The organism is Nostoc sp. LPT (assembly GCF_017115165.1).
Taxonomy (GTDB): Bacteria; Cyanobacteriota; Cyanobacteriia; order Cyanobacteriales; family Nostocaceae; genus Nostoc.
The window spans coordinates 66,560-81,294 of the sequence record NZ_JABXKF010000082.1 but is presented as its reverse complement, the minus strand read 5'-3'; the positions used below and the strand labels follow the sequence as shown (position 1 = coordinate 81,294).

Sequence of the window (14,735 nt, the reverse complement as noted above, 5' to 3'; positions counted from 1 at the left end):
AGGAGATTATGACTAACAAAAAGCTATCCCATTATTTCAGTCTCCAGCGCCGCTATTCTCGTTCTATTAACTTAGAAAGAGATTTAGATAGTGTGGAAGCTTTAGAGGGTTATGTTCTGACTAAAAAAGCAATTGATTCTCTCTCACGTATCTTAAATAGTTTTAATTCTGATGAAGGAAATAGAGCTTGGACATTAACCAGTGTTTATGGGACTGGAAAATCTGCTTTTACTCATTATTTAATTTCCTTATGTGCTAAGTCTCAGAATAAAATGCACATTAAAGCTTTATCAATAGCTGAAGAAAAATTAGGTAAAGATAGTGACATTTATCAATTCATTCAAGACAAAATTAACTCGGTAGGATTAATGAGGGCTGTGGCTACGGGACAAAGAGAACCGATTAGTCATACCATTATCAGAGCTTTATTAACAGGTGTTGATACTTTTTGGACTGCTACCCAAAAAAACAAAATCAATGTTGTTCGTCAGTTAGTAGATTTAGAAGCAGAAATTAATGATGGGGGAAAAGTTGATAGTAAAGAGATTCCTAATTTGGTATTAGAAGTTGCCAAGGAATCTAAAACTGGTATTTTCCTTGTTATTGATGAGCTGGGTAAGAATTTAGAGTATGCTGCTCATGCTCAAGGTGCTGAGGATTTATATCTTTTACAACAATTAGCTGAATTACCAAAAGATACCAAAACTCCTATTTACATTTTAGGTATTTTACATCAAGCATTTGCAGAATATACTCAAAGATTAGCAACTTTTCAAAAAAACGAATGGGCAAAGATTCAAGGGCGATTTGAGGATATTGCTTTTACTGAATCATCTGGACAAATGATGAGTTTAATTGGAGAAGCGATTGATTCGTCGGCAGCAGACAATATAAGCTGTGCTATTCGTAGTGACTCTGAGGAGTGGAGCAAATATTTAGAATCAATAATTGTAGATGAAGAAATAACCGATCAAGTTATAAAAAAAGTTTATCCGCTACATCCCTTATCTGCGTTTGCTTTACCAACTCTCTGTCAACGGTATGCTCAAAATGACCGTTCTTTATTCACATTTTTAACGAGTGGCGAGCCTTTATCATTTCGTAATTTCCTAGAAGAAGTAACAGTTAAAGATAATAACTTACCAAGTCTTAAGTTAGATCGAGTTTATGACTATTTTATTGAAGCTGCGGGAATGGGTTTAGCCTCTCGCCCTAATTTGCAAAGATGGGTAGAAATTCAAGATTTAATTAATGATGCTAAACGCTTAGAAGAAGATAGTCTTAGGGTACTAAAAACTATTGGGATTTTGAACCTGATTACAGTTATAGGTTCGATGAGGGCGACAAGAACTTTAGTATCTTTAGCAATGTGCGATCGCCCGTCAGAAGCACAGGTTAATTATTGGCAACAAATTATTGATAAACTACTAAAACAGAATCTAATTACTCATCGTCGTCAATTAGATGAATTGCGGATTTGGCAAGGTTCTGATTTTAATGTCGATGGTGAGTTAAGTACATATATAGAACAAGAGCGATCGCCTTTAGTTAAGCTGTTATCTCTCCAGCGTCCTTTAAGACCTTTAGTAGCACAACGTCACAGTTATCAGACGGGAACTTTACGTTATTTTGAACGGCATTATTTAGATAATTTCCAAGATTTGAGTCAGTTACGTTGTAGTAGTGTGGATGCAGATGGTTTGGTTGGGTATTGGGTAGATGACGAAATGCCTAGTTCTGTTCCTTCCACAACTAGCGATGGTAAACCATTAGTTATTTTGAGTGCAGCTAACTTAGATATTTTGCGAATTCGTACTCTAGAATTTGTGGCTTTAAATAACATCAAAAAAACAGCCAAAGAGTTACAAACTGATGGGGTAGCGAGAAAAGAGGTAAATTATCGTTTACAAGAAGCTGAAGAATTTTTAGATGAAACTCTCAATCAGTCATTTAGTATAGGTGTAAATCAGCAATGTTGGATTCAAGGACAAGTCGGAATACTCAATAACATTACTGACTTTAATAGTAAGCTTTCTGATATTTGCGCTCGCGTTTATCATCGCAGTGCAATTTTGTGGAATGAATTAATTAACCGTCGAGATTTAACCTCTCAAGGCGTAAAGGCTAGACGAGAATTGATTCAGGCAATGTTAGAACATCAAAGTGAAGAGATATTAGGCTTAGAGGGTTATGGCCCCGAAGTTAGTATGTATTATTCTCTGTTAGAAGAAACAGGGATTTATCGCCAAGAAGATGATTATTGGGATTTTTATCCACCATTAGAAAATTCGGGTTTGAATTCTCTGTGGGAAGCAGTTGAGAATTTTTGTTTAGCAGCAACAGAAACAAGCCAAACTTTTAATTTACTTTATCAACATTTAGCAGCACCTCCCTACGGTGTGAAACAAGGTGCAGTTCCGGTTATTTTAGCGGCGGTACTATTGTATCACGCTGATGATTTGGGACTTTATCAAGACGGTACATTTATTCCTGTATTAGGAACAGAACATTTTGAATTATTAGTTAAATATCCTGAACGGTTTGCAGTTAAGTATTTTGCAGTAGTCGGATTAAGGGCAGAAGTTTTCAAAGAATTAGAAGTAATTTTACGCAATCCTCAATTAAAAAAATTGAGTAAAGTTCGTAATGCCACCCTGTTAACGGTAGTTACTCCTCTTTATCAATTTGTTAACAAACTGCCTAAATATACTCAACAAACCCGACGTTTGGCGGATGAACCAAGAGCCATTTTAAAGGCATTAAAAACTACTGTTGAGCCTGATGAATTGTTGTTTAAAACTTTACCAGCAGCTTGTAATTTACCCTCTATCGGCACTGAAGCCGGGGATGATGGTGTCACTGCGAAAACTTTACGTACTAAGTTAGTTCATGCCCTCAGAGAGATTCATACAGCTTACGATCGCTTATTGAGTGATTGTCAAAAACTGATTTATGAAGGCTTTGGGGTCAGAAGTAAGGAAACAAAACTTAGAGAAGATTTGCGGGTAAGGGCGAATTATTTAGCCGGAAAATGTATTGAATCCTCACTAAAACGCTTTATTCGAGCAGCATCCGATGAAACCGCAAGTGATTCTCAATGGTTGGAAGCTTTGGTGATGATTGTTGCGGATAAACCTGCTGAATCATGGACGGATGATGATGCCACTGCATTTGAGATGAAATTAGCGGATTTGGTGCGACGGTTTAAGAATTTGGAAGCTTTGCAAAAGGAAGTAGCCGCCAAGGGAGAAGGTTTTGAAGCCCGATGGATAACAATGACTCGTCCAGATGGTCAAGAAATCAATCGAATGCTATGGGTGGATCATGGGAGAGAATCGTAGGTTGAACAGATTGTTGACGAATTTTTGGCAAAATTACCTGACGATCAGCAGTTACGACAAGCGGTTTTGGCAAAGTTGAGTGAACGAATTTTAAATGCTGATTTGCCAGAGACGGTTACTAAAATTGAAGAAAAGCGAACTGATGAAATAACAGAGAAAAACTTCGGTTAAATGTTTATTCTTTTACTTTAAATTTCTTAGTTTTATGAATAAGGAGTTGGGCCGAGCGGCCCAACTCCTTACACTTTTTACCCTTGTTGTTGGTTTAACCAAATTTCTAAATCAGCAACATTAGAAAAGTCTAATAATGCTTCTCCTAAATTCTCTAATTGTTCAAGCGATAATCCTTTAATTCGCTCGATTAATGATTCATTAATTTCCCCAACATGGCGATTAAGTTGACGTATAATTAAATGTTGTTCTCCTTGTTGTCTTCCTTCTTGTTTAGCTTGTTCTCTGTCTCTTTGATAAAGTGGTTCTAATCGCATAACTAACTCCCTATTATCTGCTTCTAATTCTTGATTTACTCTCAAGTTTTCGCGCAAGTTGTAAACTAATTCCAGGGTTGCTTTTTGGTATGGATGATTTAATGGTAACGCTTGCAATTCGATAATCGCTTGCGACTGCACGCTTCCCCTACCCAAAAGCCTCAACCATAAAGTTTCCGGTATCTGTGGTAATTGATGTATCGCTACAATTGCTGTCCGCAAAGCATCTGCGAGAAAATATACTCTTGATAACCAACCTTCTTTTTGCATAGTTCCAAAACTAGACAATCTAGTTTCAGATACCGTTGGAGTAAGAACCCACAATTTGGGAATTTCTGAGACCTGAAGTTTAGTTTTATTAGCTTTAGCTTCTCGTCGTAAGAGAGCCTTGACTTCTAATAATTTTAGAATACAGTCACATATTTCATCGGTAGAAGCTGGATTGCGGAATGGTTCTATGAGTGCAGGATTTTCAGCAAATCTTCCTAGTAAACCCAGTATTTGTAAATTAGAGCTTTGCTGTTTGTCAGGAGTGAAGAAAACATCTATTTCTTTAATTTCTCCTGAGACTTTTTCTGATAACTTGACTTCTCCGTAATTTTTTAACAATTCTTCAAGATAGTCTTTGGCAAATTTGTCATGTATGAAACGTGTCATTCAATTAGTTCTCTAGTTATTTAAATTATCAAGAGTCGGTGCAATGCGCGATCGCACCAACTCCCTACACCTTTTATTTCCTAGACTTGCTATCTAATTAATATGCTCACTACATCGCCTGATTCACCTAAACTACCTGCTCTTACAGGTTTAGACCAAGAGCCTATTTCTGCATAACCTGTAGTATGCAAGCGATAGATAGTCCTCTTCACTACATTAGGACTACCGACTAGCAGGTGTTTTATCTTTTCTCTACTTACCTGGGCTTGATTGCTGCTGTTATCTTCTAATGTCACTAATTCTTCTGCCATAACTCATGTATTCAATATTTTCTCTTAATTTGTTATCATATCTGATAATAAATTTGGAATTTAGCTTATCATAAAAGTTAACAAAATTATACTCACTGTCCTGTGATAATGGAAATCATGGGAAAAGCAGGACAAGCACTAAGACAGGTTTTAGAGTCTTACAACATTAGCCAAAGCCAGCTGGCGATAGGTTTAGGTGTTGAGCGCCCGATTGTCTTCCGTTGGTATCACGAAAAAATTGACCCCACTGCTGAAACTGTTGCAGACATTGTTAAGGCATTAAATAAGATTAATAAATCAGCCGCAAATGATTTCATTCAAGTATATTTAGGGGATTTAACATTATTTAAAAATCAAATTACTAATCAAAATTTACCACTTTCAGACAAGGTTAATGTTACTGTTTTAGCTCAAATATTTAAGAGTATAACCAACTCTTATAAATACCTATACTTTTTATCAGTATTAGATATTTTAAAAAGAAGAAGCTTTGATACTTTGTCGCCTATTAGCTTTCGAGAAGTTATTGTTGAAATGTTAGCTAATGCTTGGTATCCTCACAACTATTTTAAAATTTATTTTGGAATACAAGACCAAATTGCTAATAAATTAGATGCTCTTGAGCTAGAAATTACAGAACCAATTTTAAAGTTTAGAGATACAGATAAAAAGCTTTTACGTGCAACTATTAATAATCAAAATCTTGATGATATTGTTATTTCTATTAATCGCTATGTTTCTTATCGTTTAATTCGTCCTTTCTTTTTTCAAGAAACTAGAGGATTAAAAGATTATGATGTTAATCCAGCTATTATTAATTTAGCTAACGATCAATTTAATATTAAAAAGCCTTTATACTGTTTTAACGCTGAAGATCAGAAAAATTGTAACGCCATTATTCTACATCCAGATTGGATTCAGTATTTAGAGGAAAATTACACAATAGTTAGGGGCTGGGCATCTTGGGAATGGTTAAATTATATGCAACAAAGAAACCCCAGCACTCCCAATGTGGTTAACAAATTATTTATGCCACACCAAAGAGATTCTTTAACTAATCAAACTAAATATTGGAAAACTATTTTAGAATATCAAGATATTAAATGTATTTATTCTCAAGTGAAATTGGATAAGGATGAAATTTCATTAGATCATTATCTGCCTTGGTCATTTGTAGCTCACGATCAACTATGGAATTTAATTCCAACTACAAAATATGTTAATTCGTCTAAATCTAATAACTTGCCATCTGAAGAATATTTTCAGGCTTTTCTAGAGTTGCAACATATCGGTTTAACTATTGCCTATGAAAACATATCTAAAAATCAATGGTTAAAATATACTGAGTCATTTGTATCTGAATTAAAAGTTAGTCAAGCTGATGATTTATTAAATTTAGATATTTTGAGTAAGGCTTATAAAATAACAACTCTACCTTTAATTTCTTTAGCAACTATACAAGGTTTTAGCCCTAATTGGGTTTACGCCTAAGAAACAGTGAACCCACTTTAGTAATTTGGTTGGCATATCAGTGAAGAACTTTGTGAACAAGCAGTTACAGAATTTCAAAAAGCCTGGGACAGTTTAGGCGATCGCACCATTTCAACCTATCGCTTCTGGGGTAGCCATGAGTTAGACTTAGCACAAGCTCAAGATGGCTTAGTAGTAGCAGGATTAGCGAAAGTCTATCACGCCGCTAAAAAGAGTATTCGCTTTATTAATCAACTAGGTGTGCGTTGTTCATTGGTAATTATCGATGAAGCCCATCAAGCAGTTGCCGAAACCTATAAACTCGTCTTAGATGCTTTAGTCATCCCCTACGAAAAAACCGCCTTATTAGGTTTAACCGCTACACCGGGAAGGACTTGGGCTGATATTAACACCGATGCACAACTAGCAAAATTCTTCGCCCAACAGAAAGTTACTTTAGAAATCCCAGGTTATCACAACCCGATTGATTATCTCGTCGATCAACAATACCTCGCTAAAGTTAACTATCGCTCTTTATTTTATGAAACGGGTATTGAACTAACTCCCCAAGACCTAAATCGGATTAATACAGAATTAGACATCCCCCAATATATCCTCAATCGGTTAGCAGCAGACGAACAACGCAACCTCCGCATCATCCTAGAACTAGAAGCACTAGCCCAACATCATCAACGGATTATCGTTTTTAATACCTCCGTTGAACACGCTAGACTCATTGCTTCAATATTGCGTTTCAGAGGATTTAATGCTGATGCTGCTACAGGTGATACCCCCAAATCAGAGAGAGAAAGGCTGATTCAAAGTTTTAAAGACGAACAGCCCCAAACCAAGATTTTATGTAACTACGGCGTTTTAACCACTGGATTCGATGCACCCAAAACCAGCGCCGCCGTTATCGCCCGTCCCACTAAATCCCTTGTCCTCTACAGCCAAATGGTAGGACGCGCCATTCGCGGACTCAAAGCTGGGGGTAATGCTACCGCCGAAATTGTCACGGTTGTGGATAGCCAACTCCCCGGTTTTGGTTCAGTAGCATCAGCTTTTCACAATTGGGAAGACGTTTGGAGGAAAAACCCATGAATGCTAACGCCCATGATATCGTGCCAACTCACCTAGCAGTGCAAGCAATGCGCGATAACGGTTATAAAAACGCCGCTTATGCGATCGCCGAATTAATGGATAATGCCATTCAAGCCGGTGCATCGCAAGTAGAGTTACTGTGTGGTGAACGAAAACAACAGGTGGAGGGGAGGAAGCGATCGCGTATTGAACAAATAGCAGTGTTAGATAATGGTCGTGGTATGGATGCTAATGTTTTACGTCTAGCACTGCAATTTGGCAATGGTACGTACATAGATGAAGATAAACATACCGGAATTGGACGTTTTGGCATGGGTTTACCATCTTCTTCCATTTCCCAATGCCAACGGTTAGATGTGTGGTCATGGCAAAATGGCATAGAAAATGCACTCCACACTTACCTTGACTTAGATGAGATCAAAAATCGTCGGATGACCGAAGTACCTGAACCTACTGCTAAACCAATTCCGATGATTTGGACAAAAATCGGTCAAAAATTTGGTGAAAGTGGCACATTAGTAGTCTGGTCAAAAATAGATCGTTGTATTTGGCGAACCGGAAAAGCGATTATTGATAATTCTGAATTTGTGATTGGGAGAATGTATCGCCAATTTCTGAATAGCGGTCAAGTAAAAATCCGCATGGTAGCATTTGATTTAGATGCTTTATATAACCTGATTGTAGAAAAATATGCCCTCCCCAACGATCCAGGTTATCTAATAGAAAAGACTTCCTGCCCTACATCATTTGATAATCAGGCAATGTTCCGACCTTGGGAAGGTGATACATCTTATGAAGCAACTTATAAAATTAATTTTAAAGAGAAAGAACATGATGTAAAAGTGCGTTTCTCTTACGCCAAAGAAGAAGCCCGCCAAGCCGAACCAGGAAAAAATCCTGGTGATTTACCTCATGGAAAACACGCTGCTAAAAATGTTGGTGTTTCTGTAGTTCGTGCTGGACGAGAATTAGATATGGATACAGGAGTAGTGATTGCTTATGATTCAAGAGAAAGATGGTGGGGAGTAGAAGTAGAATTTCCACCCTTTCTTGATGATATTTTTGGAGTAACTAATAATAAACAATCAGCTCGGAATTTTGCTGAACTTCTAGAATTTGAGATTGAGTCTTTATTAGAAAATGGAAAAACTATTACTCAACTCAAAGAAGAACTCCAAGAAGATGAAGACCCAAAAGCTCCTCTTTTAGATATAGCCCATAAAATCAAGACTCAATTGAGTGTTATTCGTCGTTTACTGCAAGCACAGACTAAAGGCACTCGTACCACTGAAAAACGCCATGACCCTTATAAACCTGAAAAAGTAGCTACTACTGTTACGCAAGAACGTAAATTACAGGGTCATAAAAGTAAAAGTGATGAAGATGAAGAATTGCCAAAAGAAGAACAAAAACAGGTCATTAAAGAAACTTTAAAAGAAGAAGGCGTGACTGAAACCAAAGCCGAACTATTAGCAGCAACTACAGTAGATGATGGCTTAAAATATACCTTTGTTGAAGCTCCTCTTGATATTCCTGCTTTCTTCTCCGTTAAACCCAGAGGAGGAGCAATTATTGTTACTTTGAATACCAATCATCCCGCTTCTCAAAATTTAGTAGAAATCTTAGAGGAGGACGTGGATAAAGCTGATATAGATACTTTACGTTCTCGGTTGATTAACTCCTTAGATGGATTGAAGCTACTACTAATGGCATGGGCAAGGTATGAGGATGAACAACCAGATGGTAAACGCAAAGAAAATGCTCAAGATAATCGCATTGATTGGGGGAGAGTTGCCAGAAGATTTTTAGAGAATGAGTTATGAAATAGAATGACTACACAAGAAAATATAATTTACCTTGATTACCATTCAACTACTCCCGTTGACTCTAGAGTAGCAGAAAAAGTCATGTACTATATGACTACTGCTTTTGATAATGCTAATAGTGTAGATCATGGTTATGGCAATCAAGCCGCACAAGCAGTTAAACAAGCCCGTCAAAAAATAGCAGAATTAATCAATACTTCTCCCAAGGAAATTATCTTTACATCTGGTGCAACAGAAAGCATTAACTTAGCAATTCAAGGACATATTAATCAACAAAATACTCCCGCCACAATAATTGTTTCCCCAGTTGAACATAAAGCAGTTTTAGATACCTGTCAAGCATTAGCCAAAAAAAGACTTGCAAAAATTATTTGGTTAAATGTCAATCAACAAGCCCAAATTGATTTAGAACATCTAGAAAAAGTCTGCTCTGGCGGTGCTTCCGGTGCTTCCTTACTCTGTGTGATGGCTGCTAATAATGAAGTAGGGACAATTTACCCAGTACAAAAAATTGGAGCGATCGCTCAAAAATATAATATCCCTTTCTTATGTGATGCTTCCCAAGCAGTCGGCAAAATTCCCATCAACTTTCAAGAATGGAGTATTACCTATCTAGCTATTTCTGGACATAAACTTTATGCACCCAAAGGCGTTGGTGCTTTAGTAGTAAAAAAAGGTGATTATCTTGAACCACTTATTTACGGTGGCGGACATCAAGAGGGACTCAGATCCGGTACACTCAATGTCCCCGGAATAGCTGGCTTGCGGGAAGCTTGTCAATTGAGACGATTAGAAATGGAAGTAGATGAAACAGCGATCGCACTTTTGCGAGATCAACTGCAAAGCTTACTTCAAGCTGAAATTCCTAATTTACTGGTGAATGGAGATTTAAACAACCGTTTATCAGGTAACTTACATATTTCTATCCCTGACATCCCTAATAGTGCCATTATTGCAAGAGTTCGCCATCAATTAGCTATTTCTACAGGTGCGGCTTGTTCATCAGGTATTGTCGCGCCATCTCACGTTCTGCAAGCTATGAATCTTGGGGAAAACATAATTGAGGGAGCGTTAAGAATTGGTCTTGGGAAATTTACAACTAAAGAAGAAATCGAAAAAGCGTCTTCTGTGATCGTCAGTGCAGTAAATGAAATTCATCAACTTCTCTAAAAATATACAAAAAAATGAATTATCGTCAGTTGCTCTGCATATCTGAAAAATTTTATCATGACCTTCTGAATGTTTACACCATCATCAAATCACAATAGACTTCTTGTAAAAGTCGTTATTTTTGCATTCTTCTTTGCGTCTTTGTGTGAGACAAAAAAATATTTATGCAGAGAACAGCTATTTGGGCAATGAGTTTGTACTAAGCTATTTTGAGCCTAAAATAATAAAACTCTTACCCATTAGGGCTTTAAGAGTAATATTTTCCAACACAAAAATCTGTCAAATTGTCAAACAATTTGGCAGCCGACACTAGCCCTTTCAAGGTGGATAACAATTTTGAACAATAAATTTCTCTTTAACCTCTTACCTCTGTGTTCTCTGCGCTTCTGTGGTTATAAAAACTACTCTTCAACCGCAGAGGCACAGAGAGCGTAGAGAGAAAAAAGAGATTCTACCAGTCACCTTGAAAAGGCTAGGCAAGCGACACTTATGATTTATTTCGCAAGTTGTCGGTAGCGTTCTTGAACTTCCCAAATCGAAAACAAAGTTTCAAACTTCAACCCAGCTGACTGGTACAACTCACCTCCCCCTTGCTCTCTGTCTACCAGTGAAATTACTTGATTTACGGTATAACCTGCATCTTTAAGACGTTCAACTGCTTTTAGAGCAGATTGCCCAGTTGTTACTACATCTTCCAAAACTACTACTTTTGCGCCCTCTGGTAAACTGGGGCCTTCTATATAAGCTTTTGTTCCATAACCTTTGGCTTCCTTGCGAATAATCAACGCTGGTATTGGGCGGTTTTCATAAACTGAAACTATACTCACTGCTGTCACAATCGGGTCAGCCCCCATTGTTAAACCACCTACAGCCTGTGTATCTACAGGTAATAAAGGAAATAGTAACCGTCCAACTGCCAAAGCGCCTTGAGGATGAAGTGTTACCTGTGTTTTATTCACGTAATAAGAACTACGCAGCCCAGAAGAGAGGAGAAAATCACCCTCTTGATAAGCAAGTTGGCAAAATAAATCTAGTAGTTTGTGGCGCAAAGTGGTCAAATCAGAAGTGGTTGCCCAAATATCTGAGTGGGTAAGAGTTTCAGTAGGATACGTCATTACAAAACATTAAAAGTTGTGCTACACCAAAGGTTGAACTCATCAGAGTTCTGAACTTCAGCATAAATTAAGATTTGCCCAAAGCAAAAGTTGAGGAGTCAGAAACGTGCGTATAAAATTTAAAACCTTTGGCGGTTTATTGGTACTACTTGCTGCTAGTATTGCTTTTCCCTCTGTTGCATCTGCCCAAACGGCAACACCCAATACTGAAACTACGAATGATGTATTTGAACGAGCTTATTTTCGTCACGATCGCAATTTCTACGAAAATGGCAGCCTCAAGCGTCAGCTAGACTCATTTCTCGGATCTGGTTCTGGTTTCGGTGGTTCCTTCCCAGAAAATGAAATTGCCCGCGATGCCGAGTTGGTTAATACTTTATATCATGATGTCCTGACTCAGCAAGTTGGCAACGATCCTTATATTCGTACTCCTGATTTACCAAATCCTTATGACACATCGCTGCTCGTGTCTCCTCTTTATAGCAACAAACTTAAAGTAGGAACTGAATTCAGGTTTGAAACTTTACCATCTCGGTAAGATTCGGGAGTGGGGAGTCAACAAGGGAATAGGGTACAGATTATTCCTATTACCTGTCACCTCTCCCCTAATCCCAATACCCTTCTATTAGTAGTTTTTGATGATTCAGTGCGCCCTGCTGGAATCGAACCAGCCTGAAGACGAATTATGAGTTCGTTGCCTCCCCAATCGGCCAAAGGCGCTTGTTTTATAAGGTTGTAGGTTGCTACAAGTTAATTACTTCAACTTTTAAGTCAACCTCATTTGCTAATTTGAAAGTGAGAAAAATACCTCACGCACTAAGTTTAGCCAATTCCATGAATATAGCACAAATTTACCACGTGTGAATACTGGACAATAGTTTACTAGATTTTTATACTACATAATTTAATCATAGATATAGTGCAAACTAATATTGATTGAGTTCCTTTAAGGATTGAGGTCAAAAGCTTCACTATTCTTAAATAGACCAGCATTCTTTGTGATAGCTTTTCAGCGATGAAAATAAATTCTACTGTACTTCTTACTTTGATTTTGTTAATTCTGATGATGGGAGCAGGTTCTGTGAGCGCTTTTTTGGGCTTTGAACTGGGGAGTTCAGCACTTAAAGGCGTGACTACACCAGATGGACGTCCCACAACCAAATTTGCCAGCAATAAGGCAAATAACTCTCAACAGGGAGGGCTGGTACTATTAAAAGAGGAAGAAATTCTAAAAATTGTCAAGGCGCGAATTGAGGGTAAGACCAAAGCCGCTAAATCGGAAAAGCCAGAAGAAGATGATGAAGAAACCAATAGCAGCAAGCAGAAGCCAGAGGAAAAACCCCCAGAAGTAGTTGAAGAAAAGCCCCTACCAGGTTTTCCGGTTACAGCCCAAAGTCAGGGTGTAACAATGACTGTGCAATCTGCTCGCTACTCTGGCGGTGATTTACTACTGAAAGTGAAAATGCAGAACAAAGGTAAGGATTCTGTGCGCTTCTTGTATAGTTTTTTAGATGTTACCGATGACAAAGGACGAACCCTGAGTGCAAGTACAGAGGGTTTACCAACAGAATTGCCTGTAAATGGGCCAGCATTTTCAGGTACAGTGAGCATTCCTACAGCTTTACTTGATGATGTCAAGAAAATATCACTTGCTCTGACTGATTATCCCGCTCAACAATTGAAGCTAGAGGCATCGAATATTCCTGTAGAAAGGTAAAAAGGACATTGGGCATTGGGCATTGGGCATTGGGCATTGGTGATTATCTTTTATTTTTTACTATTCCCTATTCCCCAATCCCCCTAAATGGAGGACGTGAGTTTTACACGAGCTTTGGCGGTGAGTGGTTTTCCTAATTTAAGTTTGATAGAAGTGGCACTGCGGTTATTGTCAGTGTTACTACTGATTGCCATAAATGCCTTTTTTGTAACGGCGGAGTTTTCGATGGTGAGCGTGCGGCGATCGCGTATTCACCAGCTAGTTAAGGCTGGGGATATTCCAGCGATCGCTGTAGAAATGTTACAACGCAGTATTGATCGACTGCTATCTACCACCCAGTTAGGCATTACCCTCTCTAGTTTGGCACTAGGATGGATTGGCGAAAGTACGATTGTCGTGCTGGTTAATGCCTGGTTAAGATCCTGGCCTTTACCTAGTGGTATGACTACCTTCCTCGCCCATTCCCTATCAATTCCTATCGCCTTTTTCTTGATTGCCTATTTGCAAATTGTGATCGGAGAACTATGTCCCAAATCCTTAGCCATGCTGTACTCAGAACAGCTAGCAAGGTTTTTGGGGCCTCCGGTAAAAGCGATCGTGCGTTTTTTTGGCCCCTTCATCTGGATTCTTAACCAATCAACTCGTTTTTTATTACGGATTTTTGGCATCCAATACACAGGTCAAGGCTGGCGACCGCCTGTAACTCCCGAAGAATTGCAACTGATCATCTCTACAGAATGGGGGTCTACTGGTTTACAGCGTGCAGAGCGGGAATTACTCAATAATGTCTTCGAGTTTGGGGATGTGATGGCCCAAGATGTGATGATCCCCCGCACCAGTATTATCACACTACCAAAAGATGCGACCTTCCAGACATTACTCAGGGAAATGGCTTCTACTGGTTACTCTCGCTATCCCGTGATTGGTGAATCTTTGGACGATGTTCGCGGTATTGTTTATTTTAAAGATTTGGCACAACCTTTGGCTATAGGAAAGCTCAGTTTAGAAACACAGATCCAACCTTGGATGCGTCCGGCTCGGTTTGTTCCAGAACACACGCCCTTGAGTGAACTTTTGCCCATGATGCAGCAAGAGAAACCCGCTATGGTCATGGTAGTGAATGAATTTGGCTCTACTGTGGGACTAGTGACAATCAAAGATGTGATTGCGGAAATTATTGGCGACCCCAGCGAACCTGAAAGCAGTGAAGACTTACTGATTCAGATGTTAGATGAGCAAAAATTTTTGGTGCAAGCACAAATCAACCTTGAAGACCTTAACGAAGTTCTGCATCTCAATTTGCCCCTGACCAGAGAATACCAAACACTAGGGGGCTTTTTACTGTATGAGTTACAAAAAATTCCTGCTAAAGGCGAAACCTTTTGTTATCAAAATCTCGAATTCACCGTGGTATCGATTGTTGGCCCACGCCTACATCAAATTCAACTGCGACGGTTAGAGGAAGAGGGGAGAGCAGAGGAGCAGGGAAGTAGGGGAGATGAGAAGACAAGGGGGAATTATTGAACAAGTTTCTACCTT

The 14,735-nt window shown here is 38.6% G+C and carries 12 protein-coding genes and 1 tRNA gene; 9 read left to right on the top strand and 4 right to left on the bottom strand.

All coding sequences use genetic code 11. The annotated features are described in order from the left end of the window. The first annotated feature begins 8 nt into the window (after nucleotides 1–8). Complete coding sequence (locus HWQ58_RS17805) at nucleotides 9–3,341, top strand: hypothetical protein (RefSeq protein WP_292865213.1); 3,333 nt, start codon at nucleotides 9–11, stop codon at nucleotides 3,339–3,341. A gap of 24 nt (nucleotides 3,342–3,365) precedes the next feature. Further along, the gene (locus HWQ58_RS17800; RefSeq protein WP_292865210.1) at nucleotides 3,366–3,512 is read left to right on the top strand and encodes a hypothetical protein; all 147 of its coding nucleotides are present in this window, start codon (nucleotides 3,366–3,368) and stop codon (nucleotides 3,510–3,512) included. Nucleotides 3,513–3,589: 77 nt separating this feature from the next. Here the strand turns inward: HWQ58_RS17800 and HWQ58_RS17795 are convergent, their stop codons facing one another. Then, nucleotides 3,590–4,486, bottom strand: a complete 897-nt coding sequence (locus HWQ58_RS17795) for a DUF4351 domain-containing protein (protein ID WP_292865207.1) — start codon at nucleotides 4,484–4,486, stop codon at nucleotides 3,590–3,592. Between the two features lie 89 nt (nucleotides 4,487–4,575). Then, nucleotides 4,576–4,797 (bottom strand): hypothetical protein, encoded by a 222-nt coding sequence (locus HWQ58_RS17790; RefSeq protein WP_292865205.1) that lies wholly within the window; start codon nucleotides 4,795–4,797, stop codon nucleotides 4,576–4,578. A 117-nt stretch (nucleotides 4,798–4,914) separates the two neighbouring features. Here HWQ58_RS17790 and HWQ58_RS17785 point away from each other — a divergent pair, with 117 nt between their 5' ends. From HWQ58_RS17785 to HWQ58_RS17770, 4 genes are read left to right on the top strand one after another with little or no spacing between them, the layout of a single operon-like run. Beyond that, nucleotides 4,915–6,288 carry an HNH endonuclease domain-containing protein gene (locus HWQ58_RS17785; RefSeq protein ID WP_292865202.1) on the top strand — a complete coding sequence of 458 codons (1,374 nt, stop codon included), beginning with the start codon at nucleotides 4,915–4,917 and terminating at the stop codon, nucleotides 6,286–6,288. 36 nt (nucleotides 6,289–6,324) lie between these two features. After that, nucleotides 6,325–7,368 carry a helicase-related protein gene (locus HWQ58_RS17780; protein ID WP_292865297.1) on the top strand — a complete coding sequence of 348 codons (1,044 nt, stop codon included), beginning with the start codon at nucleotides 6,325–6,327 and terminating at the stop codon, nucleotides 7,366–7,368. Further along, a complete protein-coding gene (locus HWQ58_RS17775) occupies nucleotides 7,365–9,191 on the top strand; it encodes an ATP-binding protein (RefSeq protein ID WP_292865199.1) in 1,827 nt (608 codons plus the stop codon). The genes HWQ58_RS17780 and HWQ58_RS17775 overlap by 4 nt, the downstream gene beginning before the upstream one ends. Before the next feature lie 6 nt (nucleotides 9,192–9,197). Further along, nucleotides 9,198–10,364, top strand: a complete 1,167-nt coding sequence (locus HWQ58_RS17770; RefSeq protein WP_292865196.1) for a cysteine desulfurase family protein — start codon at nucleotides 9,198–9,200, stop codon at nucleotides 10,362–10,364. A gap of 494 nt (nucleotides 10,365–10,858) precedes the next feature. Here the strand turns inward: HWQ58_RS17770 and pyrE are convergent, their stop codons facing one another. Continuing rightward, a complete protein-coding gene (gene pyrE / locus HWQ58_RS17765; RefSeq protein ID WP_292865193.1) occupies nucleotides 10,859–11,479 on the bottom strand; it encodes an orotate phosphoribosyltransferase in 621 nt (206 codons plus the stop codon). 106 nt (nucleotides 11,480–11,585) lie between these two features. Between pyrE and HWQ58_RS17760 the strand changes: the two genes are divergently transcribed. Then, a complete protein-coding gene (locus HWQ58_RS17760) occupies nucleotides 11,586–12,017 on the top strand; it encodes a hypothetical protein (RefSeq protein WP_292865191.1) in 432 nt (143 codons plus the stop codon). 109 nt (nucleotides 12,018–12,126) lie between these two features. Here the strand turns inward: HWQ58_RS17760 and HWQ58_RS17755 are convergent. After that, nucleotides 12,127–12,199 (bottom strand) — tRNA-Ile (locus HWQ58_RS17755). A gap of 295 nt (nucleotides 12,200–12,494) precedes the next feature. Between HWQ58_RS17755 and HWQ58_RS17750 the strand changes: the two genes are divergently transcribed. Continuing rightward, nucleotides 12,495–13,196 carry a hypothetical protein gene (locus HWQ58_RS17750; protein ID WP_099102321.1) on the top strand — a complete coding sequence of 234 codons (702 nt, stop codon included), beginning with the start codon at nucleotides 12,495–12,497 and terminating at the stop codon, nucleotides 13,194–13,196. 87 nt (nucleotides 13,197–13,283) lie between these two features. Then, entirely contained in the window at nucleotides 13,284–14,720 is a 1,437-nt protein-coding gene (locus tag HWQ58_RS17745) for a hemolysin family protein (protein ID WP_292865188.1), read from the top strand. The last annotated feature ends 15 nt before the right edge of the window (nucleotides 14,721–14,735 follow it).

Bases quoted from the DNA above. Each gene is read 5' to 3' on its own strand.
- HWQ58_RS17795 (WP_292865207.1), bottom strand. From the start codon at position 4,486: ATGACACGTTTCATACATGACAAATTTGCCAAAGACTATCTTGAAGAA.
- pyrE (WP_292865193.1), bottom strand. From the start codon at position 11,479: ATGACGTATCCTACTGAAACTCTTACCCACTCAGATATTTGGGCAACC.
- HWQ58_RS17770 (WP_292865196.1), top strand. From the start codon at position 9,198: ATGACTACACAAGAAAATATAATTTACCTTGATTACCATTCAACTACT.
- HWQ58_RS17775 (WP_292865199.1), top strand. From the start codon at position 7,365: ATGAATGCTAACGCCCATGATATCGTGCCAACTCACCTAGCAGTGCAA.
- HWQ58_RS17785 (WP_292865202.1), top strand. From the start codon at position 4,915: ATGGGAAAAGCAGGACAAGCACTAAGACAGGTTTTAGAGTCTTACAAC.
- HWQ58_RS17790 (WP_292865205.1), bottom strand. From the start codon at position 4,797: ATGGCAGAAGAATTAGTGACATTAGAAGATAACAGCAGCAATCAAGCC.
- HWQ58_RS17745 (WP_292865188.1), top strand. From the start codon at position 13,284: ATGGAGGACGTGAGTTTTACACGAGCTTTGGCGGTGAGTGGTTTTCCT.
- HWQ58_RS17750 (WP_099102321.1), top strand. From the start codon at position 12,495: ATGAAAATAAATTCTACTGTACTTCTTACTTTGATTTTGTTAATTCTG.
- HWQ58_RS17805 (WP_292865213.1), top strand. From the start codon at position 9: ATGACTAACAAAAAGCTATCCCATTATTTCAGTCTCCAGCGCCGCTAT.